The organism is Nocardia sp. NPDC047648 (genome assembly GCF_040642815.1).
GTDB lineage: Bacteria > Actinomycetota > Actinomycetes > Mycobacteriales > Mycobacteriaceae > Nocardia > Nocardia gamkensis.
In genome coordinates, this window is the sequence record NZ_JBEYSX010000017.1 from 97,107 (window position 1) to 123,894 (window position 26,788).

General features: G+C 68.7%; 24 protein-coding genes. 13 read left to right on the forward strand and 11 right to left on the reverse strand.

Features of this window, described 5'->3' with window-relative positions:
* The first annotated feature begins 49 nt into the window (after positions 1 to 49).
* The 3 genes from ABZ803_RS29475 to ABZ803_RS29485 are packed head-to-tail and all read left to right on the forward strand — an operon-like array spanning position 50 to position 2,446.
* On the forward strand, positions 50 to 1,066 hold the full coding sequence (locus ABZ803_RS29475; RefSeq protein ID WP_357044269.1) for a hypothetical protein: 1,017 nt from the start codon (positions 50 to 52) through the stop codon (positions 1,064 to 1,066).
* Entirely contained in the window at positions 1,066 to 1,365 is a 300-nt protein-coding gene (locus tag ABZ803_RS29480) for a DUF5703 family protein (RefSeq protein ID WP_357044271.1), read from the forward strand. The genes ABZ803_RS29475 and ABZ803_RS29480 overlap by 1 nt, the downstream gene beginning before the upstream one ends.
* Positions 1,366 to 1,369: 4 nt before the next feature.
* On the forward strand, positions 1,370 to 2,446 hold the full coding sequence (locus tag ABZ803_RS29485) for a quinone-dependent dihydroorotate dehydrogenase (RefSeq protein ID WP_357044273.1): 1,077 nt from the start codon (positions 1,370 to 1,372) through the stop codon (positions 2,444 to 2,446).
* A gap of 12 nt (positions 2,447 to 2,458) precedes the next feature.
* Here ABZ803_RS29485 and ABZ803_RS29490 read toward each other — a convergent pair whose 3' ends face one another.
* Positions 2,459 to 2,842 carry a hypothetical protein gene (locus tag ABZ803_RS29490; RefSeq protein ID WP_357044275.1) on the reverse strand — a complete coding sequence of 128 codons (384 nt, stop codon included), beginning with the start codon at positions 2,840 to 2,842 and terminating at the stop codon, positions 2,459 to 2,461.
* Positions 2,843 to 3,586: 744 nt separating this feature from the next.
* Here ABZ803_RS29490 and ABZ803_RS29495 point away from each other — a divergent pair.
* The 4 genes from ABZ803_RS29495 (at position 3,587) to ABZ803_RS29510 (ending at position 8,586) form a co-directional block, all read left to right on the forward strand.
* The gene (locus ABZ803_RS29495) at positions 3,587 to 5,068 is read left to right on the forward strand and encodes a PfkB family carbohydrate kinase (protein ID WP_357044277.1); all 1,482 of its coding nucleotides are present in this window, start codon (positions 3,587 to 3,589) and stop codon (positions 5,066 to 5,068) included.
* The gene (locus ABZ803_RS29500) at positions 5,065 to 5,808 is read left to right on the forward strand and encodes a GTP cyclohydrolase II (RefSeq protein ID WP_357044279.1); all 744 of its coding nucleotides are present in this window, start codon (positions 5,065 to 5,067) and stop codon (positions 5,806 to 5,808) included. The genes ABZ803_RS29495 and ABZ803_RS29500 overlap by 4 nt, the downstream gene beginning before the upstream one ends.
* Before the next feature lie 189 nt (positions 5,809 to 5,997).
* Positions 5,998 to 7,830, forward strand: a complete 1,833-nt coding sequence (locus ABZ803_RS29505) for a long-chain fatty acid--CoA ligase (RefSeq protein ID WP_357044281.1) — start codon at positions 5,998 to 6,000, stop codon at positions 7,828 to 7,830.
* A gap of 111 nt (positions 7,831 to 7,941) precedes the next feature.
* Positions 7,942 to 8,586 (forward strand): class I SAM-dependent methyltransferase, encoded by a 645-nt coding sequence (locus tag ABZ803_RS29510; RefSeq protein WP_357044283.1) that lies wholly within the window; start codon positions 7,942 to 7,944, stop codon positions 8,584 to 8,586.
* 12 nt (positions 8,587 to 8,598) lie between these two features.
* Here ABZ803_RS29510 and ABZ803_RS29515 read toward each other — a convergent pair whose 3' ends face one another.
* Both ABZ803_RS29515 and ABZ803_RS29520 read right to left on the reverse strand, forming a co-directional pair.
* A complete protein-coding gene (locus ABZ803_RS29515) occupies positions 8,599 to 8,826 on the reverse strand; it encodes a hypothetical protein (protein WP_357044285.1) in 228 nt (75 codons plus the stop codon).
* The gene (locus ABZ803_RS29520) at positions 8,823 to 9,380 is read right to left on the reverse strand and encodes a DNA-directed RNA polymerase subunit beta (protein WP_357044287.1); all 558 of its coding nucleotides are present in this window, start codon (positions 9,378 to 9,380) and stop codon (positions 8,823 to 8,825) included. The genes ABZ803_RS29515 and ABZ803_RS29520 overlap by 4 nt, the downstream gene beginning before the upstream one ends.
* A 226-nt stretch (positions 9,381 to 9,606) precedes the next feature.
* Here ABZ803_RS29520 and ABZ803_RS29525 point away from each other — a divergent pair, with 226 nt between their 5' ends.
* Positions 9,607 to 10,944, forward strand: coding sequence for a hypothetical protein (locus ABZ803_RS29525; RefSeq protein ID WP_357044289.1), 1,338 nt, complete (start codon positions 9,607 to 9,609; stop codon positions 10,942 to 10,944).
* Positions 10,945 to 10,951: 7 nt separating this feature from the next.
* On the opposite strand, the gene ABZ803_RS29530 is transcribed toward ABZ803_RS29525, so the two are convergent.
* From ABZ803_RS29530 to ABZ803_RS29550, 5 genes are all read right to left on the reverse strand, one after another.
* Positions 10,952 to 11,371: a hypothetical protein gene (locus ABZ803_RS29530; protein WP_357044395.1), complete on the reverse strand. Its 420-nt coding sequence runs from the start codon at positions 11,369 to 11,371 to the stop codon at positions 10,952 to 10,954.
* Positions 11,372 to 11,761: 390 nt separating this feature from the next.
* Positions 11,762 to 12,655 (reverse strand): hypothetical protein, encoded by an 894-nt coding sequence (locus ABZ803_RS29535; protein WP_357044291.1) that lies wholly within the window; start codon positions 12,653 to 12,655, stop codon positions 11,762 to 11,764.
* 258 nt (positions 12,656 to 12,913) lie between these two features.
* Complete coding sequence (locus ABZ803_RS29540) at positions 12,914 to 13,447, reverse strand: YbhB/YbcL family Raf kinase inhibitor-like protein (RefSeq protein ID WP_357044293.1); 534 nt, start codon at positions 13,445 to 13,447, stop codon at positions 12,914 to 12,916.
* A gap of 25 nt (positions 13,448 to 13,472) precedes the next feature.
* Positions 13,473 to 14,834, reverse strand: coding sequence for a M20/M25/M40 family metallo-hydrolase (locus tag ABZ803_RS29545; protein ID WP_357044295.1), 1,362 nt, complete (start codon positions 14,832 to 14,834; stop codon positions 13,473 to 13,475).
* Between the two features lie 130 nt (positions 14,835 to 14,964).
* A complete protein-coding gene (locus ABZ803_RS29550; RefSeq protein ID WP_217999188.1) occupies positions 14,965 to 15,468 on the reverse strand; it encodes a GtrA family protein in 504 nt (167 codons plus the stop codon).
* 107 nt (positions 15,469 to 15,575) lie between these two features.
* Here ABZ803_RS29550 and ABZ803_RS29555 point away from each other — a divergent pair, with 107 nt between their 5' ends.
* Positions 15,576 to 17,954 (forward strand): beta-ketoacyl synthase N-terminal-like domain-containing protein, encoded by a 2,379-nt coding sequence (locus ABZ803_RS29555; protein WP_357044297.1) that lies wholly within the window; start codon positions 15,576 to 15,578, stop codon positions 17,952 to 17,954.
* A gap of 153 nt (positions 17,955 to 18,107) precedes the next feature.
* Positions 18,108 to 19,562, forward strand: a complete 1,455-nt coding sequence (locus tag ABZ803_RS29560; protein ID WP_357044299.1) for a serine/threonine-protein kinase — start codon at positions 18,108 to 18,110, stop codon at positions 19,560 to 19,562.
* 68 nt (positions 19,563 to 19,630) lie between these two features.
* Here the strand turns inward: ABZ803_RS29560 and ABZ803_RS29565 are convergent, their stop codons facing one another.
* Entirely contained in the window at positions 19,631 to 20,110 is a 480-nt protein-coding gene (locus ABZ803_RS29565) for a helix-turn-helix domain-containing protein (RefSeq protein WP_357044301.1), read from the reverse strand.
* An 84-nt stretch (positions 20,111 to 20,194) separates the two neighbouring features.
* On the opposite strand from ABZ803_RS29565, the gene ABZ803_RS29570 reads away from it, so the two are divergent.
* The 3 genes from ABZ803_RS29570 (at position 20,195) to ABZ803_RS29580 (ending at position 23,921) form a co-directional block, all read left to right on the forward strand.
* Entirely contained in the window at positions 20,195 to 21,430 is a 1,236-nt protein-coding gene (locus ABZ803_RS29570; protein WP_357044303.1) for an MFS transporter, read from the forward strand.
* 572 nt (positions 21,431 to 22,002) lie between these two features.
* A complete protein-coding gene (locus tag ABZ803_RS29575) occupies positions 22,003 to 23,109 on the forward strand; it encodes a hypothetical protein (protein WP_357044305.1) in 1,107 nt (368 codons plus the stop codon).
* 326 nt (positions 23,110 to 23,435) lie between these two features.
* The gene (locus ABZ803_RS29580) at positions 23,436 to 23,921 is read left to right on the forward strand and encodes a carboxymuconolactone decarboxylase family protein (RefSeq protein WP_357044397.1); all 486 of its coding nucleotides are present in this window, start codon (positions 23,436 to 23,438) and stop codon (positions 23,919 to 23,921) included.
* A gap of 92 nt (positions 23,922 to 24,013) precedes the next feature.
* Here the strand turns inward: ABZ803_RS29580 and ABZ803_RS29585 are convergent, their stop codons facing one another.
* Both ABZ803_RS29585 and ABZ803_RS29590 read right to left on the reverse strand, forming a co-directional pair.
* Positions 24,014 to 25,363 carry a cytochrome P450 gene (locus tag ABZ803_RS29585; RefSeq protein WP_357044307.1) on the reverse strand — a complete coding sequence of 450 codons (1,350 nt, stop codon included), beginning with the start codon at positions 25,361 to 25,363 and terminating at the stop codon, positions 24,014 to 24,016.
* A gap of 11 nt (positions 25,364 to 25,374) precedes the next feature.
* Positions 25,375 to 26,652 (reverse strand): NAD(P)-binding domain-containing protein, encoded by a 1,278-nt coding sequence (locus ABZ803_RS29590; RefSeq protein WP_357044309.1) that lies wholly within the window; start codon positions 26,650 to 26,652, stop codon positions 25,375 to 25,377.
* Positions 26,653 to 26,788 lie beyond the last annotated feature (136 nt).

Consider the following 26,788-nt stretch of genomic DNA (forward strand, 5'->3'; position numbering starts at 1 on the left):
GTCAGATGGTGAGGTTGCGGAAGATTCGTCGGTAGAAGGAGTTCGGTGGATGCGCCCTCGCGCCTTGCTCGTCTCGGCATTCGCGGGTGCGGCGGTGCTGGTGCTGTCGGCAGCCGGATGCTCCTCCGGCCCCGGCGGTCCCGACCTGCCGACCAGGGAGCCGGCCACCGCGGCGCCCGCGCTCGCGGTGACGACGCCGCCGGCCGGGCGGGTGCTGCCCGCCGGGCCGGTCGCCGAGCTGGCCGCCGATTCCGCGGGCGGGTTGCTGGCAGGCCTGGACGGTGCCGTCCTGACCGTCTTCGACCCGGCCGCCGCGCAGCCGGTGGTGCGCACGGTGACGTTGCCCGCGCGCGCGAGTGGTCTCACGCCGGGCAGGCCGGGTGAGATGCTGGCGGGCGCGCCGGGCCGGGTGCTGCGGGTGGATCTCGCGTCCGGGGTGATCGCCGAGGTGGGCGTCGACGGCGACGTCCGGTCGGTGCGCGCCCGGCCCGACGGCGGGTTGCTGGTCGGCACCGCCGACGGCCGCGTGCTGGAGCTGGCGCCGGAGGGGAAGGTGGTCGCCACCGTGTCCGGGCTGGTCTCCGCCGACGAACTCGCCGAAGCCGACGGCAACCTCACCGTGCTCGACCGGCATCAGAGCGCGATCTTCCAGTTCGACCCCGGCAAGCAGCGGCCCGGGCTGGCGCTGCGGGCCGGTGACGGGGCCACGCGGCTGATCGGCGACACGCGCGGCCGGTTCGTGGTCACCGACACCGCGGGCGGTGAACTGCTGGTCTACACCGCGGGACCGCTCGTGTTGCGGCAGCGTTTCCCGGTAGGATCTTCGCCTTACGCACTTGCCTACGATCAACGGTCCGACACCGTGTGGGTGACGTGCACGCAGCGCAACGAGGTCGTCGGATTCGACCTCTCGACTGGTATACCGAAGGAAGTGGGCCGCTACGCCACCGTCCGGCAGCCGAACGCGGTGGCCGTCGAGCAACGCACCGGAGATCTGTTCGTGGGGTCCGCGACCGGCGACGGTCTGCAACGGATCGGTGCGGACGATCGGAAGAGAGGGCAGTGATGGCTCCGACAGCACGCGCGGGCGATGATTCCGCGGCATCTGCCGATCCGGCAGCGCACCGGGGGCGCGGGCGCGCGCTGCCCGCGGGCTGGGAAACCACCAGCGACGACTACGAGTACGTGCCGTTGCGGCTGCCGCCGGATGTGACGCGGGTGACCGCGTCCATGCGGCTGGCGATCCAGGCCGAATTCGGGGGCTGGGAACTCTCGCGGGTGCGCGCCTACACCGACGGCAGCAGGCGGGTGCTGCTGCGGCGGCGAAAATCCGCCCTACTACCCCAGCCCGAACCCGGAATGTGAGCCGATGTACGCCCTGCTACTCCGACTGATGTTCCTCCTCGCGCCGGAACGTATCCACCATCTCGCCTTCGCGGCCATGCGCTCGGCCGCCTCGGTCGCGCCGTTGCGCTGGGCGATGAGCAAGGTCCTGGTCACCCGCGATCCGATCCTGCGCGCCGAGGTATTCGGGGTCGAGTTCCCCGCGCCGCTGGGGCTGGCCGCCGGTTTCGACAAGAACGCCGACGGTGTCGATGCCTGGGCGCCGCTGGGGTTCGGTTTCGCCGAGATCGGGACCGTGACCGCGCAGGCGCAGCCGGGCAATCCCGCGCCGCGGTTGTTCCGGCTGCCCGCCGACCGCGCCCTGATCAACCGGATGGGTTTCAACAATCACGGTGCGGCCGCGGCGGCCGAGCGCCTGCGCGCGCGCCGCGGCGGGGTGCCGATCGGGGCGAACATCGGTAAGACGAAGGTCGTCGAACCGCAGGCCGCGGCCGAGGACTACGCCGTCAGCGCCGCGCTGCTGGGGCCGCTGGCCGATTTCGTCGTGGTCAACGTCAGCTCCCCCAATACGCCGGGCCTGCGTGATCTGCAGGCGGTCGAGTCGCTGCGCCCACTGCTGCGGGCGGTGCTCGACAGTGTGCGGGTGCCGGTGCTGGTGAAGATCGCGCCGGATCTGTCGGATGAGGACATCGACGCGGTCGCCGACCTGGCCGTCGAACTCGGGTTGGCGGGCATCGTGGCCACCAACACCACCATCCGCCGCGACGGGCTGCGCACCGACGCCGCCGCGGTGGCCGCCATGGGTGCCGGTGGCCTGTCCGGCCCGCCGGTCGCCGACCGTTCGCTCGAGGTGCTGCGGCGGCTGTACCGGCGGGTGGGTGAGCGGCTGGTGCTGATCTCGGTCGGTGGCATCGAAACCGTCGACCAGGCCTGGGAGCGCATTCTGGCCGGGGCGACGCTGTTGCAGGGCTACACCGGGTTCATCTACGGCGGCCCGTTCTGGATGCGCCGGATCCATCGGGGCCTGGCGCAGCGGTTGCGCGCCGGCGGGTACGGCAGCATCGGCGAAGCCGTCGGCGCGGAGCACAAAGCGCACGCCTGACATCAGCGGGACTCAGCCGTGCACGAACGGCGGTTCGGGAGTGCGGGTGCGTCCGCGCCGGGTGCTGTGCCCCGGCGGGGCCGGATCTTCCTTCGGTCCCAGTTCCCGGCCCAGGCGTGCGGCCATGGCCTTGGCGAGCAGGATCACCGCGTGGTCGCGCAGGATGCCCAGCTGGTCGGCATAGACCTCGACGCGGGCCTGGGTCATGCGGTCGTGCACGACGTGCGGGTCGCTGAGCAGTTCGTCCAGCGACATCCCGGCCAGTGCCTGGGCGTGGGTCAGCCGCCGGTCCGGTAACCAGCTCAGCCGCCAGGAGTCGGCCGCGTCGGTGTCACGGTAGGCCGATTCCGGGGTTATGTCACTGGTCATCGTCCATTCGGTGGTGTGGATGGTCATCGCGGTCTCCGGTGCGACAGGTGGAGTGAGGCCGGCTCCAGGGTGCTGAGTTCGATGATCACGAATGCCTCTCGTCGTGCATCCGCTGGTGTGGCGCGGTGGTCGCGCCGCACCGTGAATTCCGCCGTGCCCGCGGCCGTGGTGGGTACCCGGGCCGAGGAAGTCGCTCGGCGGGCCGGGTGGTCCGAGGGATGGCTCGCAGGTGTGCGGCAGCCGGGGAAGCCGCAGCCTCGGGCAAGCCGGTGGCTGAAGACGCGGCTGCGCGTCGATGGGGGTGTGCGAAGGCTTGTGGCGGTGAAGTGTGCCGCGGCTACGGTGCTGTCCGGCGGACACGCCGCACAGCGGCGGCCGGGGGCAGCTGAGGTCCGTGATCGGCATACCGGCGCGCCGGGGCGACGACAGGTGCGTTGTCGCGCGGGATGTCCGGGGGCTCGTTTAGTCCATCACCGGCTTCGGCACCAGCTCGATATCGGATTCGGCGGGGCGGTGTCGCCGCCGCCGTCGCGGCTGCCGTATCTGAAGAATCATTCTCATCACCAGCCCTCCCGATTGCCTGGTGGTGCGATGGGGATCGCCACTTCCAGTGTGGCATTTGCCGTTCCCCAAGCGCAATTGCCGTTGTAATTTGGTAATTGACAATTTGCCCGCTGGCTAAACCCGATTTGCGTGGCCAACATGCGCCCGGCACTCCCGTGTCGCGCCGATGGAAAGGGTGGCATCGCCATGGTCCCGCAGGATTCGGGAATGGTTGCCGTTCGCAATATCCTCACCCGGTTGTGCAAACGCTCAGGACTGAGTCCGGATCGGTTGCGCAGCACCGAAATCGACGTCTCGCCCCTGCTGGATCTGCTGGCCGTGCGGCAGTACGCGCGGCGCGCGGGCATCGACCGGGAACAAGCGGTGCCGCCGCTGGTACGCGATCTGAGCATGCGATTGGATATCACCGACCGGCTCGTCGTGGACGCGGAGCTGTCGCTGGGTTTGCTGCGCGAAAACCCGCCCGCCGGTGTGGATCCCGGACGGCTCTACGCCTCGGATCTGGGTGAGCGGCGCGAATACCTCGCCGCGCAGTGGGCGGTGCTGCACGAAGCCCTTGGGGCGCAACCGGTTCCGGACACGTTGACGGTGCGGTCGCTGCGCGGGGCTCCCGAGCGCCGGGCGTTCACCGAGCTGGCCACGCGGCTGGCCACGGCCTCGGTGTTCGACGGCGCGCACGCCGTCGACTTCGGCGCCTCTGCCGAAACCGTTGCAGCCGAACCGGATCCGGTGGACGCCCGCGGTGTGGTCACCGTGATCGGCGACGCGGTCATCGACCATATGTATGTGGTGGACCGGATCCCGGGCCCCGGCGGCACCGCGCGCGGCAGCTATCGGCAACATCCCGGCGGCAAGGGGCTCACGCGCGCTGTGGCGGCGGCCCGGCTCGGGTTGCGGGTGCGGTTGATCTCGGCGGTCGGCGACGACGAGGCCGGGGGCCGCATCCTGGAATACCTGCGCAGCGAACGCGTCGAGACCGAACTGGTCAAAGTGGTGCCCTACGCCCCGACGCCGGTGACCGCGGTGATCGTGGCGGGCACCGGCGCGGCGAGCACGATCGGCTGCAAAGACGAGCGAATCCGGTTGAGCGCCCAGGATCTACGCAGCGAGGCCATCTGCTCGGCGATCGCTTCCTCGGATGCGGTGCTGCTGACCTTCGAACAACCCACCGGCGTCATCGAGCAGGTCATGGCGCAGTTGCGCGCACTGCCCGACCGGCCGCTGGTGGTGGTGCACCCCGCGCCGCGGCTGGATCGGCCCCAATACCTGTATCAGCATCTGGGTGTGGTGGATTACCTCGTCGGCGGTGACAACGACCTGCGGGCCCTGGCGATGTCGCCCGACGGCGCGGCGCCGGACACCGAACAGACCGCCACCCGGCTGCGCGCGCTCGGGGTCGGCGCGGTCTGCGCGATCCGGGATTTCCGGTGCGCGGTGTGGTCGGAGCAGGTCAGCGACCGCTTCCAGCCGTTTCCGACGGCGTTGCAGGACTCGGTCGGCGCTCACGCCGCCTTCTCCGCGGCCCTGGTATATCGTCTCGTTTCGACGCGCCGCCCCGCCGCACGCAACGACTACGTCTGGGCGAGCGCCGCGATGGTGGCGACGCAATCGATCGGGGACGTCCCCGGGTCGATGCCACTGGTGAGTGAGGTCGAGCGAATCTTCAAACTCGCTACGGAGGAGCATTGACCAACGTTGTGGATCCTGCCGACACCGAACATCGGTTCCGTCGCAACGGGCAAGATCTGCGAGTTCGGGTAGTGGAGGTGAACGGGGACGGGGAGCGCGGGCACCTGCTGCTGTTCGGCGCGGTCGCCGACGGCTGCCTGGTGCGGGTGCACTCCCGCTGCCTATACGGGGAGGCGCTGCGTTCGCAGGACTGCGACTGTGGGCCGGAGCTGGACAAGGCGCTGGATCTCATCCAGGCCGCGGGCAGCGGTGTGCTGGTCTACCTGGAGCAGGAGGGCCGCGGGGCGGGGCTGATCGCCAAGGCTCTGGGTTATCGGGAAAGCGAGCGCTCCGGCACGGACACCTTCGCCAGCTACGAGGCCCTCGGCTACCCCGCCGATGGCCGTACCTATGTCACCACCGCTCGGGCGCTGGCCGATCTGGGCTTGCGTTCGGTGCAGTTGTTGACCAACAATCCCGCCAAGGTGGAGGCGCTGCGGCAGGAGGGGTTGCGGGTCACCGCGGTGCCGTTGCGCACGCGCGCGCTCAGCGAGCGGGCCCGCGACTATCTGGAGGCCAAGCGCACCCGGCGCAAGCACTGGATACCCACCGATGCCGCGCCGTGGGCCCTCGACGAGCCGGTCGGCATGTCGCGGGCGGCCGACGAGCCGCTCGGCGCCGACCCGGTTGTCATCACACCTGGTGAGAACTTCCGTCCGCGTCCTGGGCCCGGCTCCGCGCCGGATCTGATCGGTGCCTGAAGGATTGTTGAAGTTTGCCTCACCCCGCTTCCCTCCTGTGGCTACCATGAGTGAGCCGCGCCACATGTGGCGCGCCGACTCGTGAGGGACCGGCAGTGCATTCGCCGCACCGCGTCAGGATTCGAGTCCGGATCGGACGCCGGTGGATACCGGCGTCCGGTTCGCGCCAGCGCTATCGGGAACAGGGATATGACGACAACAGAAATCGGATACGCGCACCAGTCGGGCAAAACGGTGTACACCGTCCCCGCCGCATTCCAGGAGACCGCACGGCTGCGTCCCGACCAGATCGCCTTGCGCAAGGTGGGTGGCACGCAGGAATACACCTGGCGCGAGTACGCCGAACGGGTGCGCTCGATCGCCGCGGGTATGGCCGGACTCGGCGTCGGCCACGGCGACACCGTCGGCATCATGCTCACCAACCGTCCCGAGTTCAATCTCGTCGACACCGCCGCGTTGCACCTGGGCGCCACCCCGTTCTCCATCTACAACACCAGCTCCCCCGAGCAGATCACCCACCTGTTCACCAACGCGGGCAACAAAGTCGTCGTGACCGAACAGGTGTTCCTCGACCGGATCACCGCGGCCGGGGTGCCGGTCGAGCACATCATCATGGTCGACGGCCCCGCCGAGGGCGCCGTCACCCTCGAACAGGTCGAGGCCGCGCCCGCCGCCGACTTCGATTTCGACGCCGCCTGGCAGGCCGTCGGCGCCGACGACCTGGTCACTCTGATCTACACCTCCGGCACCACCGGCCCGTCCAAGGGTGTGGAGATCACCCACCGCAATGTGCTCGCTCAGATCATCGCGCTGGTCAACGGCCCGCTGCCGGTCGGCCTGGACGATCGTGCGGTGTCCTACCTGCCGGCCGCGCACGTCGCCGACCGGATCTCCGCCCACGCCATCAACCTGCTCACCGGCATCCAGATCACCACCGTGCCCGACCCGCGCGAGGTCGCCGCCGCCCTGCCCGATGCGCGCCCGACAGCCTTCTTCGGCGTCCCGCGGGTGTGGCAGAAGATCAAGGCCGGGGTGGAGGCCAAACTCGCCGAAGAACCGAGCCCGGTCAAGAAAGCGCTGGCCAACTGGGCGATCAGCACCGGAATCGCCGCCGCCCGCGCCGATCTGGCCGGCAAAGGCCGCGGCCCCCTGCTCGGCGCGCAGCACAAGATCGCCGAGACGCTGGTGCTGTCCAAGCTGCGCCACGCCCTCGGGCTCGATCAGCTGCACGTCGCCTCCTCCGGCGCCGCGCCCATCCCGCCGGAAACCCTGGAATACTTCCTCGGCCTGGGCTTCACCGTCAGCGAGGTGTGGGGCATGTCGGAGACCACCGGCGTGGGCACCTTCACCGAGTTGGACAAGCCCCGCCCCGGATCGGTCGGGCGCCCGGTGGACGGCATCGATCTGCGGCTGGACGCCGACGGCGAGGTGCTGGTGCGCGGCCCGATCGTCACCCGCGGCTACCGCAACATGCCCGACAAGACCGCCGAGGCCATCGACTCCGACGGCTGGCTGCACACCGGCGACATCGGCACCCTCGACGCCGACGGCTACCTGCGGATCGTGGACCGCAAGAAGGAACTGATCATCAACGAGGCGGGCAAGAACATCGCGCCCACCAACATCGAGAACTCGGTGAAGGCCGCCTCTTCGCTGATCGGCCAGGTCGTCGCCATCGGCGACGCCAAGCCCTACATCGCCGCCCTGGTCGTGCTCGACCCCGACATCGCCGCCATCCGGGCCAAGGAACTCGACGCCACCGGCGAGGACCTCGCGGCCCTGGCCGGCCGCCGCCAGATCATCGACGAGGTGCTCGCCGCGGTCCAGGCAGGCAACGCCAAACTCTCGCGCGTCGAGCAGATCAAGCGGTTCACCGTCCTGGGCGCCGTCTGGGAGCCCGGCGGCGACGAACTGACCCCGAAGATGTCGCTCAAGCGCGCCCCCATCGCGGCCAAATATCGGGCCGAGATCGACGCGCTGTACGCGAAAGAACCCTCCGACCGGGTGATCAGCGTCAAGTAAGCTCGCCGGAACGCACTGTGGCCCTGGGCATTACGTCCAGGGCCACAGTCTTTCACGCCGATCCCCGAGGCCCCGGATGCCGACCACCGCGGCCGCCGGGAGAATGGAACGGTGCTGCTGTCTCGACTCGACCGGTTCAATCGGCGACATCCGTGGAGCCACAACGACCACTACGGTGCGTGGGTCGTACGCCGGGTGGCAGCGGCCGGGGCCCATCACGTCCTCGATGTCGGATGCGGCACAGGCAACCTCGTCGCCCGGCTGCGCGACCGTGGCGCCACCGTCACCGCGCTCGAACCCGACTCCGCGACTGCCCGACTGGCGGCGCAGCGGTTCGCCGACGACCCCGCGGTGACCATCGTCGAAGCCGGCTTCGCCGGTCGAGACCACCAGCGACGGTGGGACGCCGTCACCCTCGTCGCCGTCCTGCATCACCTCCCCTTGCTGCCCACCTTGCGGGAACTGCGCGACTGTCTGGCCCCGGGCGGGCGGCTCGCGATCGTCGGCTGCTACCGCCACGCCGGACCCCTCGAGGCCGTCGCCGACCTACCGGCCATAGCCGCCAACCCGGTCATGGGACTGATCAAGCACCCGGCTCGCGCCGAAACGCTGCCCCCGCACATGACCGCACCCACCGCCGAGCCGACCGAGACCCTCGCCGACATCCGCGCCGCCGCCGCGCGGGAACTGCCCGGCGCCCGGATCCGCCGTCGCTTGTTCTGGCGCTACACCCTGATCTACGACGCCCCCGCCTGACCGGGTGGGCCCTCACGGCTCCAGATACAACCGCTCACAAGGCAATCGCGGATGCCCCTCGATGTCGTCCATCGACACCTCGACCGCGTCGTGCCAGTGCCGGGCACGCCACTCCTGGACGAACAAGCACGCCGCGGTGACGCAGGCGACGTAATCCATTCGGGCGCCGTGCCAGAACACCGACAGATGGACATCCGGCTCCGACGGGAGCGGAGAACCACGGCGCTCGGCGCCGTTCACCGCCGCCGCTCCTTTGCGTGGTCGTGTGTATCGCTCTGCCGGACTCCGAGGCCGATCCCGTAGTGCGCCGAGACGGTGAAGCCTCGCTTCCGTCGTGCAACCCGCTCCGCCACGCATCCACGGATAGCGGCCACCACGACGCTCCCGGAGGGACGAAAAGCGCTGTCGGGGCGAGCGACCCAGGCGCGGAACGTCGTCCCCCGATCCGCCGGGCTCGGCAGCGCCACGGTTCCGCCGGCGCGCACCAACGAGACGTCGAGCCGGAACATCTCGGCGAACAGCATGATGTCATCCGGCAGGTCGGGCTGCGTCAGATACGTCCACCGCTTCGACCGGGGATGCGTCATGATCGGCCCGATCCGATGGTGGTGCCGCTGCATCCAGGCCTTCACATCCTGGCCCAGCGTGGCGGGCATGATCACCGCCCACGCCACCCCCATACGTAGCACGATGCGCCCCACCTGAGGTGGATCCACCTGCGCGGGCAGGTCGCACACCTGCCGGTAGTAGGCGCATCGGGACAGTGGTGTATCCCCGAAAGGTATCCAGCCCATCATCAAACCCCCTGCTCAGATCGATCGACAGTGGAGATGCGCCCGGTCCCGCGGACCGCGCAAATAGCCCCGGCAACGAGAGCGAGACCGCCGCGGGACTCCTTGACCGGACGCGTATTCAGCACACACCCCGCAGTCACGGCGAGTAAGGTCGCGGCGGGTGTTGAAAGGTGGTGGATCGACCTCTCCGGGTGACGAAATGGCAGGCGTGATGGACAGTGCGAACATGCATCTCTCCGAGTGGCTGGCCCGTTCAGGTTGGAGTCGCGGTGAATTGGCGCGTCGGGTGCGCACACTGGCGCTCGAATGGGGCGAACCTCAGATCAGGCCGGACGCCTCCAGCGTGCGCCGCTGGGTGGATGAGGGAGAACGCCCACGGCCGCCGGTCCCGGCGATCCTCGCCGACCTGTTCTCGGCACGATTCGGCTATCGCGTGACGACCTACGACCTCGGTCTGGGCGAGATGCCGACCGTTGACCGCGCCCTCCTCTACAGCCCATCGTGGACACAGACACTGAACGCAGTCGCAGACCTCGGGAGGGCCGACGTGGATCGCAGGAAACTTCTGTCCGCGGCTCCGTTCGCCGCGGTCGCGGCGATCGGGCCGTCGCGCGACTGGTTGCTGAACACTCTCGACCAACTGCCGGATCAGCGGCAGCGGGTGCGGCTCGAGGACGTCGCCGCCGTGCGGAACATGTTCAGCACATTCCAGGAGATGGATGTCTTTCAGGGCGGCGGCTCAGGCCGGCTGGTTCTGGCGGCCTACATGAACGAGCACGTGTACCCACTGCTGCGGCGGAGGCACAGCGAGGACGTCCGCCTGGCGCTCTGCCGTGCGGCTGCCGAACAGACCTACCTGCTCGGCTGGATGGCGTTCGACAACGGCGAACACGGCACGGCGCAGCGGTATCTGATCCAGGCGCTTCGCCTGGCCGAGGAGTCGCGCGATCCCGCCCTCGGCGCGCACGTGCTCGCCGGGCTGGCCGACCAGGCAACCTTGCTCGGGCATCCGCACGAAGGTAGGCGCCTCGCCCAAGCCGGTCGCCAAGGTTTGTCGAAGGTGGATGCGCCCGCCTGCCTGGCGGACCTGTGGACCTTGGAAGCTCGCTCTCTGGCTGTCATCGGCGACAAGGCCGCTACCGCGCGCGCGATCAACGCCGCAGAGAACGCGTTCGCCCGTGTCGAGCCCGACCGTGAGCCCGAGTGGGCGCGCTTCATCGATCAGGCATACATCTTCGGCGAGTGGGCGAACGCATTCCGTGACCTCGGGCAACCGGAACAAGCCGCGTCGCACGCTCGCCACTCGATCTCCCACGCCCGCACACAGAATCGCGCGCGACGCGGTGCGCTCTCCCACGCCGCGCTCGCGGTGACCCACATACAGAAGCGTGACCTCGAAGCTGCACACGCCGCGGGTGTGCGGACACTCGACCTCGCGCGCAAGGTCAAGTCCTCCCGCTCCGTCGAGGCGGTGCGCGACATACAGCAGCGCATGGTGGCCTTCGGTCCGCACCCTTTGGTGGCGGACTTCACCGAACGGACTCGCACATTGCTCGTGGCGTGAGCCGGGACTACGCCAACTGCTCTACGGCGAAGCCGGCCAGGAGTACGCAGAATCCGCCGATCTCGCCGATGATCAGAGCGGCGAGGACGAAACGCATCGACGGCGGAGGATTGCGCATCTGGTTGTCGGTCTCGCGCTGCAAGCCCAGACGGATGTAGTTCGCGATCGTCACCACGAACAGTGCGATGATCGCCCCCGCCGCGGTGGCGTTCACCGCCGTCGGCCAGCCGGACAATTCGACGAACCAGGCGATCAAACCGGTGGCGAACGAGTACAGCAGTGCGGCGCGGTGGGCGATGTCGACGTAGGGGTGTGCCAGACCGTCCGGTGAGGTGGTCATCCCCTGCCATTTCCACACGCCGAGAACCAGCGCCCACAGGAAGATGAGCCCGGCGAAGAAGAGCACCCAGGCGGTTTCCGTGCGAATGATCAAGTTCGTACCCTCATCAGTCCTTCGCGCACCCACTTGGGCGGCTGTCCAGCGGCAGCGTAGCGCTTGCGGGTGGCCGCGACGCGACGAGCGCGAACCACCACTGGGAATACCGACTAGTCGGCTTTGGTGCCGACATTCACCCGGGCGCGCCCCGTCGCATCAACCGAAAATCGCAGACACGGCTGCCGAGGTAAGGCGTGTCCGGTGGTCTCACGTTCGACGCCGTCGCATGGGTGCTGATCGACGATGTAGGCCTCCACGCCCAGGTCGCCGAGATCCTGTCGGTGCAGCGGGCTGCTGACGGTTCGAATCGAGCCGACCGCACCCTTCGGCGCGTCACTGCGTCGGCCGGCGGAACGAAATGACGCATGCTCGTGTGACTGGCTATTGCATCATCTGGATGTGCGGGTGCTCAGGCGATTTCGGGCAGACTCGGATGATCTGGTCGTTGCGGTCGGAGACGCAGATCCGGGTCGGCATGCTCGGGCCGTTCTGTACAGCACCCCATGACAAGTCGGCGGCCTGGTCCTCGTACGGGATCCAATGGCGGACATCGGATTGCCATTCGGAGCTGGCGATCGTCAGTAGCGGCTCGGTCGGGGTTCCGCAGGTGGGGCAGGGATTCGGATAGGGATCTTGCATGCCCCATTTGACGAAGCCGCCGACCTTCCATCCGGGCGCGATACACAAGAAGTTGTACGGCTGATCGTGGTCTTCGAGACCGCCGAATTCGACACCGGGAATCTGGGCCATGGTCCACTCGCGCACTCGCTGCCGAAGCTCGCCCTCGAGTTCCGCCGAGTTCGGGTATTCGATCACTTGTTCCGGATCGATCACGCACGGTTCGGGCAGGAGATCCGACTCGAAGGCCGCCGGAGCCGGAGGATCGACCAGGACGTCGGTTATCTGCGCCGCGGATCGCCAGAACAGCGCGGTCTCGGGCAGGCCATCGGTGTCGTGCTCGAAGGGGCACCACAATACTTGCAGCAGGTCCGCTCCCTCGGGTGGATGCAAACCGGGCACGTCACGGACGTACAACTGCGCCACCGGCACCATGGCGATCGGAGAATCGAACTCCGGGTCCGAATCGTGGTCTTCCGCGTGGCAGTGTGGCCACAGCTCGGTCGCCGGCCATAGCAGCGGACCGCCGACCGAACTGGTTTGCGGCGTAGGCGTTCCGGGGCGCGGGTGCAGCCGGGTCGCGGTCCGGGCCAGCGGTGCCAGCGCGGGGAAGGCGGCCGTGAGGTCGACGGGCCGGGGCGGGGTGGTGCGAGTCATGCAAGCCTTCGGAGACGCAGCGAGGTTCGATTTCCGGGACGGCGGTCCGTCACAGTCCGAGTTGCCAGACTAACGACACCGTTCTCGGTAGCTTCCCGTCACCGGTGAACATCGGCAGGCGCACCTCCGACAAGCTGCCGCTGAGAGGGTATTCGAGTATGCGTTTCCGGGTGCCCGGGGTGTCTCCCGCCGAATTCGCGATAGAAAACGCTGTGGCCCCGAGCGTTTCGCTCAGGGCCACAATCACGTGACGGGGCTCTAGTTCTGCTCGTAGGTGGCGATCAAGGTCGCGCGGGCGAGGGTGTGGGAGAACAGGTTGAAGCCGAGGTAGGCGGGCGTGGCGTTCTCGTCGATGCCGAGACTTTCGACGTCGACGGCGTGCACGACGATGAAGTAGCGGTGCGGGCCGTGTCCGGGCGGCGGGGCGGCACCGACGAAGCCGTGGAAGCCGCCGTCGTTGCGCAGGGTGATCGCGCCGGTCGGCAAGGCGCCGCCCTCCTCACCGCTGCCCGCGCCCGCAGGCAGCGAGGTCGCGCTCACGGGGATGTCGGCGACGGCCCAATGCCAGAAGCCGGAGGCGGTGGGGGCGTCGGGGTCGTACACGGTGACCGCGAAGCTCTTGGTCTCCGCCGGGAAGTCCGACCAGGACAGCTGCGGGGAGATGTCCTTGCCTCCCGCGCCGAAGATGCCGCTGACCTGTTCGTTGCCGAAGGGCCGGCCGTCGGTGACATCGGTGGAGGTGAGGGTGAAGGACGGCACCTTCGGAAGCGCGTCGTAGGGGTCGTAGGTCATGAAAACCTCTCTCTTGCGGATCGGATCAGCTGTGCAGTAGGAAGTGTTCCAGCACGCGGGTGCCGAATTCGAGGGCCTGCACCGGCACCCGCTCGTCGACGCCGTGGAACAGGGCGGTGAAGTCCAGTTCCGGCGGCAGCTGCAGCGGGGCGAAACCGAAGCAACGAATACCCAAGCGGGCGAACGCTTTCGCGTCCGTTCCGCCGGAGAGCATGTAGGGCACCGTGCGGCCGCGCGGATCATGGGCGAGCACGGCGTTGTTCATCGCCTCGACCAGATCGCCGTCGAAGGTCGTCTCGTAGGAGTCGAGCTTGGTGATCCACTCGCGTTCGACATCGGGGCCGATCAGCTCGTCCACCTCCTGTTCGAACGCCGCCTGCCGCCCGGGAACCACGCGGCAGTCCACCACCGCCTCGGCGGTCTGCGGGATCACGTTGGCCTTGTACCCGGCTTGCAGCATGGTGGGATTGGCGGTGTCGCGCAGGGTGGCGCCGATGATGCGGGAAATGGTGCCCAGCTTGGCCAGCTGACCCTCGATGTCGGGGCCGGCCGGATCGAATTCCAGACCTGTCTCCTCGGCGACGGCGGCGAGGAAGGCGGCCACCGAATCCGACAGCACCAACGGGAAGGTGTGTTTGCCCAGCCGGGACACGGCGTCGGCGAGGATGGTGACGGCGTTGTCCTCGTGCAGGAACGAGCCGTGGCCGGCGCGGGCCTTGGCGCGCAACCGCATCCAGCCCAGACCCTTCTCGGCCGTCTCGACCAGATACAGCCTGCGTTCGGTGCCGTCGGGGCGCGGCACGGTCAGCGAGAATCCGCCTACCTCCCCCACCGCCTCGGTGACGCCGTCGAACAGATCGGGGCGGTTGTCCACCAGCCACTGCGAGCCCCACTTGCCGCCGTTCTCCTCATCGGCCAGGAACGCGAAGACCAGATCGCGCGGCGGCACCGTCCCCTCGAGTTTGAACTGGCGGGCCACCGCCAGCGCCATCCCGACCATGTCCTTCATGTCGATCGCGCCGCGACCCCACACGTAGCCGTCGCGCACCGCGCCGGAGAACGGATGCACGCTCCAGTCCGCGGCCTCGGCGGGCACCACGTCCAGGTGCCCGTGGATCATCAGGGCGCCACGACTGCGATCGGCGCCTTCCAGCCGCGCGAAGACATTGCCGCGACCTTCCGCGCCGGATTCGACGTACTCGGTGACGTAGCCCGCTTGGTGCAGTTGGTCGGCCACCCACTGCGCACATTCGCGCTCACCCTTGGTGGTGGCCAGATCGCCGGTATTGGAGGTGTCGAAGCGGATCAGCGTACTGACCAGCTCCACCACTTCCGACACCGCGCGCGAGCTTCTGTTCGGGTCGATTCCTTCGCCAGTTGCGGACACGCCCCCTTTCCTACCACCCGCGCGACGGTGCGAACGCGCGGCCGGGGTGTCGCGGCGGGGCGCCGCGGCCCGCACGGTGGGCGATCGCGCCGGACAGGGTTGTCATCAGGATGAGCGCAACCGCCCCGGCTCACCCCGCGCCGGGGCGCTCGACCTCGTCCGGGAACACCACCCGCACGAACGCCCAGAACCGGAACACCATGCCCAGCGCGGTGCCGATCAGCTGCGCGGCCACGAAGTCGGCCACGTTCTGGGTGAAACGGGAGACCTCGGGCACCTCGAGATGCAGCACATACCGCGACACCCACAGCGGTGCGGTGTTGATCGCGACGGCCAGGAAACTGACCAGGTAGAACAGCGCCGCCTCGTGGTGGCCGCGCCGCCCGCCGCGCCCGTCGAAGGACCACTGCTTGTTGAGCACATACGACAAGGTGATCGCCGCCAGCACCGCGACCACTTTCGCCGTGACCGGATACGCCTCGAGCACGGTGCTCTTCAAGGTCAGGAACACCGCGGTGTCCAGCGTGAACGCGGCGGCACCGACGGAGGCGAAACGGAGGAGTTCTCGACGCCGTGCCTCGCCCCCCAGCGCGGAGGTCACCCGAGCGAAAACGGGGCGTTCGGAAAACAGCACAGGTAAAGTCTCCGGCACATGTCCCGACCCCACAACAAGATCGGCAGATTCACCGCACCGCTTGTTCCACGGGTGCACGGTCGGTGGATCGCGGGCAGGCGAGAAGCGTGAAGAAAGCCAAGCGGCGCACCCGTCCTCAGCAGGCAGCGATCGACATCGCCGAGCCGATCGCCGTGATCGGCATGAGCTGTCGCTTCGCCGGAGGCGCCGATTCCCCGGAAGCGTTGTGGCGGTTGCTGATCGAGGAGACCGACGCGATCGCCGACGAACCGCCGCCCGGTCGCTGGTCCGGTGACCATCGCGGCGCCGACCGCGCCGCCGCGGGCAAGACGGTGTCGGTCGCGGGTGGATATCTGGCGGATGTCGCCGGTTTCGACGCCGAATTCTTCGGCATCACCCCACGCGAAGCGGCCGATATGGATCCGCAGCAACGCTTGGCGCTGGAATTGGCCTGGGAGGCATTCGAGGACGCGGGAATCCGCCCCGACCGGGTTCCGCGGACGGGCGTGTATTTCGCCAACAAGTTCAACGACTATCGCGCCGTGAAACTCGCCCGTGGCGCCACCGCCATCACACCGTTCACCAGTACCGGAGATGTCGAAGGCGTCATCGCCAACCGGGTGTCGTACTTCCTGGGTTTCGACGGCCCCAGCATGACGGTGAACGCCTCGTGCGCGGGATCGCTGGTCGCGGTGCACCTGGCTTGTCAGGCGCTGCGGGCGGGTGAGAGCGAGGTGGCCGTCGCCGGTGGGGTGCAACTGAATCTGATCCCGGAGACCACGATCGGATTGTCCGCGCTGGGCGTGTTGTCCGCGCGCGGACGATCCCGCACCTTCGACGCCACCGCCGACGGCTACGTGCGCGGCGAAGGCGGCGCGGTCGTCGTGCTCAAGCCGCTGCGACAGGCCCTGCGCGACGGTGACCGCGTCTACTGCACCCTGCTGGGCAGCACCACCAACAACAACGGCAGGCATCGCTCCATGCCCGCCAGCAGCACCGACGGGCAGCGGCAACTGCTGCGGCGGGCGTGCGCGCGAGCGGGTGTCGACCCGACGACGATCGACTACGTGGAGGCGCACGGCACCGGCACCGCGGTCGGCGACCGCGCCGAACTGTCGGCACTGGCCGAGGTCTACGGCACCGGCAGAGCGCCCGGCGCACCGCTGAGGGTCGGCTCGATCAAGACCAATATCGGGCACACCGAAGCGGCCGCGGGCATGGCGGGACTGGTGAAAGTCGCGCTCGCGCTGACCCATCGCCGGATCCCACGCAGCCTCCATTTCCAACGACCGCCAGAGGAATTCGATCCGCAGACCGCCGGCGTGCGCGTCGCCGACATCGCGCTGCCGTGGCCGCAGCACGACCGGCCTGCGCGCGCCGCGGTGAGTGCGTTCGGTTTCGGCGGCTCCAACGCTCACGTCATCGTCGAAGCCGCGCCCGCGCCCGAGCCGGTAACCGGGACCGGCGTCTCGCAGCGGCTGGTGGTGCTGTCCGCCCGCACCGAGTCCGCGCTGCGCGCGCACGCACATCGGCTGCGGGAGCATCTCCTCCACGATCCGGGGATCGGTCTGGGCGATCTCGCCCATACCCTCGCCACGAGAACGCCTTTCCGGCACCGGCTTTCGATGGTCGCCGACGATGTGGGCGCGGTGGTCGACTTCCTCGGCGCCTACCTCGACGGGACCATGCCGAAAGACGACACCGAGCACGAGGCGCTGAGTCTGGTGCTGTCCGCGGCCCTGCGTCCCGGCACGGTGGCCCACCGTGACCTGCTCGCGGCGGCGGGCGTGCTGTTCGAGCGTGGTGTCGAGCCCGACTGGGCGGCGGTGAACCCGCCGGGCCGCCCGGTATCGCTGCCCACCTATCCATTCCAGCGCCGGCGGCATTGGGCGCAGCCCCAAGCCCCGGTCGAGGAATCAGGCGTCACCGCGATCGGATCGCCTTCGTTCGAGTCGCTGGAAGGCCACGACCTCGCTCCCGCTGATACCCGAGGTTCCGGGGTGGGGGCCGCGCTGGTCGCGTCGCCGGTGACGGCCCCGGCAGCGGCCGATCCGGCCGCTACGGTCCAGGACCGGGCACCAGCCCACCCATCCCCCGAGTCCAGCGAGCCCCGAAGCAACTCCGTACGCGACCTCGCCGCCCTGGTCACCGCCGAACTGGCCCGAGTCGTCGGCATCGCACCCGAACGGGTGCCCGCACGCCAGAACTTCGACCAGCTCGGAATCGGCTCGGTGCACGCTGTGGAACTGTCGGCGCGCCTCAGCGCCCGCCTGGGTATCGAAGTCCCCGCCGCCGTCATCTGGGGCTGCCCCACCGTCGAACTCCTGGCTGCCGAACTCGGCGTCCGGCTCACACCCGCCGCCCCGGCGCCGGATCCGTCACCCCCGGCCCCCGTCACCACGGCGGTGGAGGCGAAATCAGCTGCGCACGAGGAGGTTCTGTCGACCGCCGAACTGCTGGCGTTGAGCCGGGAACTGCTCGGCTGAGCCCGGAATCGAGGCGGGTCGGCGACTCTCACGGGGGTTGAGGGCGAGCGTGCCTGTGCTCATGGTTGTGATGGCCGCGCCGAGAAATGGCGGGCCGCTTGCGGATATGCTGCCCACGGTCCAGGTGGGCTGGGGATCAGAAGGGGGCCATCAGTGTTGGGGCAGCACGAGTCGTTCGGCGGCTACCTGATCGAGGGAGTGCTCGGGCAAGGCGGTATGGGCACCGTCTATCTGGCCCGCCACCCGCGGCTGCCGCGACTGGTGGCACTCAAACTGCTCAATCGCGCGGTGTCGGAGGACGAAGAACTGCGCAGACGGTTCGAACTGGAAGCCAATGTCGTTGCTCGCCTGGAACATCCGGGAATCGTCGGCGTCTACGATCGCGGCAGCCAGGACGGGCACCTGTGGATCTCCATGCAGTACGTCCGCGGCACCGACGCTGCCCGGCTCGACCCGCAGACCACCCGCCCGGACCACGTCCTGCGCATCGTCGGCGATACGGCCGAGGCCCTCGACTACGCCCACGGTCGAGGGGTGCTGCATCGCGACATCAAGCCCGCCAACATCCTGATCGCCGAGGCGGAAGCCGGTCGCGAAACCCGCGCTCTGCTCACGGATTTCGGCATCGCGCGGCTGCTCGACGCCGATACGAAACTCACCGCCACCGGGACGTTCACCGCCACACTCGCCTACGCCTCACCCGAGCAACTGTCCGGTGAGCCGGTCGATCACCGCGCCGATCAATATTCCCTCGGCTGCACCCTCTACACGATGCTGGCCGGGCAACCGCCCTTCCCCTCGACCAATCCCGGTCAGATCGTCGCGGGACACATCGCCAAGCCGGTACCGCGGCTCAGCGACACCCGTCCGGAGCTGCCACGGCAGCTCGACAACGTGATCGCACGCGCGCTGGCCAAACACCGCGACGAACGATTCGCCAGCTGCGGCGACTTCGCGGCAGCAGCGGCTGCGGCCCTGCGCCGCGACGCTGCCCACGTGCCGCCCGCGCCGACCTTCGTCAACCAGCGCTCCGCCCACGCGGCGACGGCGCTCGACCCTTGGCCGCGTTCGGCTCCGACCCTGCTGAACCAGCCTTCGGAGCCCAGGTGGCGCGCCGAGCCGCTGCCCCCGATGCCACCGCTCACGCCCGTCTACGATCCGGCCCGGGCATCCGGCGTCGTCCCCAGGATCGGTGCCGTCGTGGCGTTCGCCTTCGGTCTGGTCTTCTGTCTGATCCTCGCCAGCGGAGCGATGGAGCTGACGACCCCGCACATCGAATACGGTCGCCGCCCGACGCTGCGTGAGGTCGCCCTCGACCTTCTCGCCCCCATGGCGATCTCCACCACGATGGCCTTGTTGCTGATCTGCGGCTCGATCGCACTGTTTCGGCGCAAACGATCCGGCCGCATCGCCGTGGCAGTCGGCACCGGGATCATCACGCTGGTCTGCCTGGTCGGATTAGGGGCGAGCCTGAGCGGCGACAGCCGCGGCAGCGACTTCGTCTTCATCGGCACCGTCCTGTTCTTCTCTTGCGCGGGACTGCTGTGTGCGGTCGTCCCCGCGACCGGCCGTTGGATCGCCGACAAACGTCCCGGGAACCGGCCGTGAGCACGAACACCCTCGGGTTCCGGTAGCCGCACCGCAGCACGGATTCGGCGTAGTCGCCGTGCGTCCGACTAGGCGTCCGCCACCGAGGTGTCGTGTTCGCTCACCTTGCGAACTCGGGTGGTCGCCGCGGTGACGCGCTCGCCCTTGTGGTTTTCGGTGCGCAGGGGGGCGACGGGGCTGCCATCACGGTCGACGAGCATGGAGTGGGGTTCGTCGTCGGTGAAGGTGTGGCGTTCTCCCCATTGGCGCAACGCCACGACGAGGGTGAAGAGGTCTTGCCCGGCTCCGGTGAGTGTGTAGCTGTGCCGCTTGCCGCCCGGGGCGGTGCTCGTGGTGAGGATGCCGTGGTCGACCAGCCTGCGCAGGCGATCGGTGAGGATGTTGCGGGCGATCCCGAGCCGCTGCTGGAAGTCGGTGAAGCTCGCCGCGCCGTCCATGGCGTCGCGCACGATCAGCAAGCTCCACCGGTCGCCCACGAGGTCGACGGTGCGCGCGACCGGGCAGGTGGGATCGGTCCACTCGCGGCCGGTACCGAGCGTCGTGGTCATGAGCCTCCTCCAATCAGTTGCAATTCGAAACCATTATTACCTATTCTCGAATGGTTGCGTTTTGCTACTGATGTGGGAGGTGTGGTGGCGACAGGAGTCACAAGGCCGCAGCGATTCGTCCTGGCGCTGGTGTGCGCAGTGGCCGTATCGACGATCTATGCGATACAGCCGGTTCTGGAAGCAGCGGGCGCCGACCTGGGAGTGGCACCCGAGTCGCTGGGCGGGCTGGTCGCCGCCGGGCAGGTCGGGTACTTCGCCGGTCTGATCCTGCTGGTCCCGCTCGGCGACGTGGTGAATCGGCGGCGGCTCATCACCGTGCATCTGGTCCTCACCGCCGCGGGAGCCTCGGTCGCGGCCGCCGCCCCGAACGGTGCCGTCGCGGTGGCGGGGCTGGCGGCGGCGGGACTGTTCGCGGTCGTGGTTCAGGTGAGTGTCGCCTACGTCGCCGCCGTCTCCGCGCCGGGCGAGCGGGGCCGCAATATCGGCGCGGTAACCTCCGGGGTGGTGATCGGCATTCTCGGCGTTCGCGTTCTCGCCGGGGTCTTGGGCGACACGGTCGGCTGGCGCGCGGTGTACGCGCTGCTCGCCGCACTCTGCCTGGCTCTGGCCCTCACCGTCCGCGCGACACTCGACCCGGACCGCGGAACTCCCGGCGCGCGGTACGCGCAGGTGCTGGCATCGATGGGGCGCCTCGCGCGCACCGATCGCCTGTTTGTGAGCCGAGGCCTGATCGCGTTCTTCCTCTTCGCGTCCTTCGGAACCCTCTGGAGCGGGTTGGCCCTGCCCCTGGGCGCCGACCCGTGGAACTTCGGCACCACGCAGATCGGCCTGTTCGCGGTGGCGGGCCTGGCCGGAGCTCTCGGCGCCGCCCGCGCGGGACGATGGGCCGACTCCGGGCACGCACAGGCGATCACCGGATCCGCACTGGTGGTGCTCATCGCCTCCTGGTCGCTCATCGCCCGGACCGAAACAACCCTGTGGCTGCTCGCCATCGGCATCGTTCTCCTCGACTTCGCCGTCCAGGCAGTACATGTCGGTAACCAGCATCTGCTGACCACGGCGCATCCGCACCGCGCCAGCAGCGTCATAGGCGCCTATATGGCCTTCTACTCGCTCGGATCCGCCCTCGGCGCACTCACGACCACCTGGGCATACAGCACCCGGGGATGGCAGGCCTCCTGCTGGGCCGGCGCGGCCTACTCCCTCGCCGCACTGGTTGTGTGGGGACTGGCCCAGGTCACCGGCATCACCCGGCCCCGGGCCACGGGTGCGCCCGGTCCTCGACCGACGTGCCCGGACGCGTCAGCCCTGCCATGCTGAGCGGCGACCACGCGTGGATCACCGCCCTCCCGAACACCCGGGATCGCCGTAGTATCGGCCGAATTTCGGGCGGATACGGCGTAGTGCGACGCGCCGCTGGACAGGCGTGCTGCCGCAGCGCTCAGCAGTCCGCCGCAAGCGGCGGATCTCCCGGACTTTCTTCGCTGCCTCGCTGCGCTACCGGGAGCTTTCGGTGGGAGGGCGGGTGCGTGGTTCCGGTGGTCGTCTCGGGGCTGGAGGTGAGGTGTTCGGTGGCGACCCAGGTGGCGAGCAAGGCGAGAACATCGTCGGACACGCCGCCGATGTGACCATTCTCCAGGCGGATGTACCAGTCCGTGCTGACTCCGGCCAGTTGTGCCAGCTCCGCAGTCGGTCGCGCTGTTGTCCACATCGACGCCTGACGCCCGCCCGGTCACGAAGACGACACCAATCCGATCGCGCCGGGTCCGCGGCGGGCCCCGCGGCGGTATCGTCGGGAAGGCATGCGGCCGGAACGGGGAAACGGCAGGTGGGGCGCGGTATATCCGCGCAGCAGTGGACATGGGCTCGAAGGCACCAGGCTTGGAGGGCGGATGTTGCACACCGATATTCCGACGCGTGGCGAGGTTCAGCGGCTGGTGGGCGAGGCTGCCCCCTGGAGCGTGTCGATCTACACCCCGACCGAGATCGATACGGCGTCGCCGGACAGCAATCGGATCGCCTTCTCCAATCAGGCGCGCGCGGCGCTGGAACGGATCTCCGACGGTGCGGCGCGTGCGGCATTGCAGGAGGAGTTCGACGACCTCATCGACGACGAGGACTTCTGGCGGTTTCAGTCCAATTCGCTTGTGGTACTGGGCACTCCGGAGCGGGTGCGCACCTACCGGCTGCCGAACCGGCTGTCCGACGGTGTCTTCGTCGGCGATCGGTTCCACATCAAGCCCCTGCTGCGCGCCACGACCTTTCCGCAGACGGCATTCGTGCTCGCCCTGGCCGAGGGCTCGGTGCGGCTGGTCGAGGTGGGCGCGGACGGCGGTGCCGAGGAGATGAAGGTGCGCGAGCTGCCCGACAGCGCGGCGGATCACGCCCGCAAGGCGTCGCTGAGCGGGCGGGCTCCCAAGGGCCGGATCCAGGGCACCGAGGGTCGCAAGCTGCGGGTACGGCAGTATGCGCGCGCCATCGATCGGCAGTTGCGGGAGGTGCTGGCCGGGCGGGACGTGCCGCTGATCCTGGCCGCGACCGAACCGATCGACTCGCTGTATCGCTCGGTGAACAGCTATCCGGTGCTGGTGGCCGAGTCCTTGACCGGCAATCCGGAGCAGTTGTCGGACGCCGAACTCGGTCTGCGGGCACGGGGGATCCTGGACCAGTACTACGCCGACGAGCTGGCCGAGCTGCGGGAATTGTTCGAGCAGCGGCGCGGTGAGGGCCGGGCCGTCACCGACCTCGCGGATATCGCCCGGACAGCGTCCTTCGGCATGGTGGACACGCTGCTGGTCGACATCGACGCGACGGTGGCGGGCTCGATCTCCGAGACCGGTGAGGTCACCTTCGGCGGTGACTCCACCGAGGGCGCACCCGGTCTGGTGGACGAGATCATCCGGCGGGTCTTCCAGGCCGACGGGCGGGTGGTCGCGGTCCGGGCGCAGGACATGCCCGACAATGCCATCGCCGCAGCGATTCTGCGGTACACGCCCTGATTCGAGCGGTGCGGGTTTCTGCGAGCCCCGCGGAGGATCAGTTCGCCCGCAGCGCGGTCCGGTGCGCTGCCGTAGTTCGGCGAGCGAGCTGCCGTACGTCGCGCGCACTGTGACACATCCCGGCCGGTACCTCCCGACGCACGCACTACCCGGACATGGGCTGTTATCCCGGGGTGCATCGGTACCGACCTGCGGCGACGCCGGTACCGGTCATTTCGTAACACGGCACCAGCGTGGTTCATGTCACAACACGGCGGGTGTTACGCAGGTCGTGGCGGCGTCGTCTTGTGATCGTTCAATTCAGCACTGCGAGTGAGGATCACATGATGGAACCCCGTTTCGACCTGAACGCCACCGAACTCGGCGCCAAGATCGGCAAGCGATTCGCCAACACCAGCCTCGCGATCATCGGGTCGGGTCTGCCGAAATCGCTGATCGATCTGGTCGAGTTGCGTGCCAGCCAGATCAACGGCTGCGGCTTCTGCGTCGACGCCCACGCCAAGGAATTGGCCGCCGCGGGTGAGCCCGCGGTGCGGGTCAATCTGGTCGCCGCGTGGCGTGAGTCCACGGTGTTCACCGAGGCCGAGCAGGCCGCGCTGGCCTTGGCCGAGGAGGGCACCCGCCTTGCCGACGCCGCCCACGGCGTCTCCGACGAGACCTGGGCCTTGGTGCGCAAGCACTTCGACGACGAGCAGATCGCCACCCTGGTCTATCTGGTCGCCATGATCAACGCCGCCAACCGGCTGGGGGTGATCACCCGGAACAAGGGCGGCTCCTACCAGGCGGGCGCCTTCGAAACCGTGGCGAACTGACCACCGGACCGCGACCCGCACCCAGCGGGCACACGACATTCCCGACCGGTGAGATTTCGGATCCGCTCGACGGGGTGGCCGAACAGCCGCCGTCAGGTCGTGACGGGCTCGGTGACGCGGCGGACCGGGCGGATGCGGATGCCGGATTCCGGGCGCAAATTCACCGAGGCCAGCGGTACCACCGGGTGGGTGTGGTCGAGTTCGAGCCGGAAACGCTGCACCGTCATGGCCAGGATCAGCACCATCTCCGTCATCGACATGTCCTTGCCGAGGCAGATACGCGGGCCACCGGAGAACGGGAAGAACGCGAACTTGTGCCGCTCGGCCACCGCCGCGTCGGCGAAACGTTCCGGCCGGAACTCCTCCGGGGCGTCCCACAGCCGTTTGTCGCGGTGGATGTAATACATACACAACGTGACTCGCGCGCCCGCGGGCACATGGTAGCCGCCGATCTCGTCATCGGCGATCGGGGTGCGCTCGACGATCCAGGCGGGCGGATACAGCCGCATCGTCTCTTCGATCACCATGCGGCAGTAACTCAGCTGCCCCAGATCCGCGAAGGACGGGCTGCGGTCGCCGAGCACGGTGCGCACCTCCCCGGCCAGCTTCTCCTGGATCTCCGGATGGGTGGCCAGCAGGTAGCACGCCCACGACAGCGCGTTGGCCGGGGACTCGTGCCCGGCCACGAGCAGGGTCTTGATCTCGTTGAGCAGATCCTCCTCGCGCATGCCCTGACCGCCTTCGTCGCGGGCGCGCACGAGCGCGGTGAGCACGTCGGTGGTGTCACCGCCGCGGCGGCGTTCCTCGATGAGATGGCGTACCACGTCGTCGAGTTCACCGACCTTGCGCGCGACCCGGCGCGCCTCCGGTGTCGGGAACGATTGCGGCAGCTTCACCGGCGCGTTCACCCGCTTCATGATGAGCGCGAACGCCGCGCGCATCGCGTCGGTCACCTGGCTGGTGTCGGTGGACAGGTCCAAGCCGAACAGGATCCGGCCGGTCACCGCGAGCAGCAGCTTGACGTAATCGTCGTAGATGTCGCGGAACTGCCCGGCCGCGGCGTCCCAGCCGTCCAGCATCGCCGCGGCGCTGTCGGTGATGTCGTCGGCGAAACCCTTGACGTGCGAATGGGAGAACGCCGGGGAGATCAGCTTGCGCTGAGTGCGCCAGTACTCCAGGTTGTTGGTGGTCAGCTGCCCCTCGCCGAGCAGGATGCTGAACTCGTCGTAGATCGGGCTCTTGCGGTAGTTGGTGTAGTTGTCCTTGAGCACGTACTCGGTCATCGCCGGGTCCGCGACGAGGTAGACCAGCATCGGGCCTGCCTTGACCCGCACGACGTCGCCGTAGCCTTCCAGCAGCGCGCCCACCGTCGTCAGCGGGTTCTTCGCCAGTTTCGGCAGCATGCGTCCGGTTTCCACCAGACCTGGCCCGGGTGCTTTCATCGAACGACCTTTCACTTCAAGAGCTTGGCGTGCTTGCGCAGCTGGTTCACGTAGTCCTGCTTCTCCACCACCAGGGGGTACTGGTCGGCGTGGTAGAGCCGCAACCCGGCGTACAGGTCGGGCTGGCGGCCCTCGGTGGCGCGATCGAAGCGCTCGACCCGCCGCGGATCGCTCGCCTTGGCCCGCAGGTACTGCGCGACCAGCTCGGCTTGTTTCTCGTAGACATCCCAGTGCGAACCGATCGGCCGCACCATCCCCACGACGAACAGGTCGCGGGTGTGGGGCGGAAAGATGTTGAGATACAGGCCCGGTCGCAGGCTGTCGCCGGCCCAGTTCAAATGGGTCCGGTCGACGACGGGATAGTTCGGCACGAACCCGGTGGCCAGCACCACCAGATCGACCTTCTCCTCGGTGCCGTCGGTGAAGGTCACCCGGTCGTCGTCGATCGCGGTGACGTCCGGTTTGGGCGTGATGTCGCCGTGGGTGTAGTGGTGATGCAGCTGGTCGCCCAGCATCGGGATGACGATGCCGTCGGTGAAATCCGGCACCGGGAGCCCGAACGTGCGGGAGCGGCCGCGCAGATACGAGAACAGCCGCTCGAAGGCCCGCCTGCGCAGCGGCCGCCACATCTTGCCTTGCAGCATGCTGTCGGTCGGGCGGCCCAGCAGGTACTTGGGCATGCAGTAGAACCCGCGCCTGCTGCTGTGCAGGGTCAGCGCGGCGTTGACCGCGCAGTCGGACAGGATGTCGGCCGCCGACTGCCCGGCCCCGATCACCAGCACTCGTTTGCCGAGCACCTGTTCGGGATGGCGGTACTCGCTGGAATGCAGCACGGGCACCGTGCCCGAACCGGGGATATCGACGCGCCGCGGGGTGCGGTCGTGCCCGGTGGCGACGACCACCCCGGCGTAGCGTCGCTCGGATCCGTCGGCCAGGGTGACCGTCCAGCCGCCTTCGGTTGGTTCGACGCGCTGCACCGAGGTGTTCAACCGGATGCGCGGCCACAGCTCGAAAGCGTCGGCGTAGGAGTGCAGATAGCGCAGCACCAGTTCGTGCCCCGGATAGTCCGGATAGTCCTCGGGCATCGGGAATCCCGAGAACGCCTGCACACCCTTGGACGCGATCACGTGCGTGTTGTGGCTGACCGGTGAGTCCGGGCGCCGCGCGTCCCAGATCCCGCCGATCCCGTCGGACGCCTCGAGCACCTCGAAATCCAAACCGTGCGCGGCGAACTCACGCGCGGTCGCCAAACCCGCCGCGCCCGCGCCGATCACGCAATAGTCGCTCATGCACTGTCCCCTCTGCGCTGCCTCCTGCGGGCCTGACCGCTCATGCTGTGGTTGTTGTCGGCATGAGCGGGGCCCTGCGTGGTCACGCTGCGCTGCCTCCTGCGGGCCTGACCGCTCATGCTGTGGTTGTTGTCGG

Bases quoted from the DNA above. Each gene is read 5' to 3' on its own strand.
- ABZ803_RS29475 (WP_357044269.1), top strand. From the start codon at position 50: ATGCGCCCTCGCGCCTTGCTCGTCTCGGCATTCGCGGGTGCGGCGGTG.
- ABZ803_RS29480 (WP_357044271.1), top strand. From the start codon at position 1,066: ATGGCTCCGACAGCACGCGCGGGCGATGATTCCGCGGCATCTGCCGAT.
- ABZ803_RS29485 (WP_357044273.1), top strand. From the start codon at position 1,370: ATGTACGCCCTGCTACTCCGACTGATGTTCCTCCTCGCGCCGGAACGT.
- ABZ803_RS29490 (WP_357044275.1), bottom strand. From the start codon at position 2,842: ATGACCATCCACACCACCGAATGGACGATGACCAGTGACATAACCCCG.
- ABZ803_RS29495 (WP_357044277.1), top strand. From the start codon at position 3,587: ATGGTTGCCGTTCGCAATATCCTCACCCGGTTGTGCAAACGCTCAGGA.
- ABZ803_RS29505 (WP_357044281.1), top strand. From the start codon at position 5,998: ATGACGACAACAGAAATCGGATACGCGCACCAGTCGGGCAAAACGGTG.
- ABZ803_RS29520 (WP_357044287.1), bottom strand. From the start codon at position 9,380: ATGGGCTGGATACCTTTCGGGGATACACCACTGTCCCGATGCGCCTAC.
- ABZ803_RS29525 (WP_357044289.1), top strand. From the start codon at position 9,607: ATGCATCTCTCCGAGTGGCTGGCCCGTTCAGGTTGGAGTCGCGGTGAA.
- ABZ803_RS29535 (WP_357044291.1), bottom strand. From the start codon at position 12,655: ATGACTCGCACCACCCCGCCCCGGCCCGTCGACCTCACGGCCGCCTTC.
- ABZ803_RS29540 (WP_357044293.1), bottom strand. From the start codon at position 13,447: ATGACCTACGACCCCTACGACGCGCTTCCGAAGGTGCCGTCCTTCACC.
- ABZ803_RS29565 (WP_357044301.1), bottom strand. From the start codon at position 20,110: ATGACCACGACGCTCGGTACCGGCCGCGAGTGGACCGATCCCACCTGC.
- ABZ803_RS29575 (WP_357044305.1), top strand. From the start codon at position 22,003: ATGTTGCACACCGATATTCCGACGCGTGGCGAGGTTCAGCGGCTGGTG.
- ABZ803_RS29580 (WP_357044397.1), top strand. From the start codon at position 23,436: ATGGAACCCCGTTTCGACCTGAACGCCACCGAACTCGGCGCCAAGATC.
- ABZ803_RS29585 (WP_357044307.1), bottom strand. From the start codon at position 25,363: ATGAAAGCACCCGGGCCAGGTCTGGTGGAAACCGGACGCATGCTGCCG.
- ABZ803_RS29590 (WP_357044309.1), bottom strand. From the start codon at position 26,652: ATGAGCGACTATTGCGTGATCGGCGCGGGCGCGGCGGGTTTGGCGACC.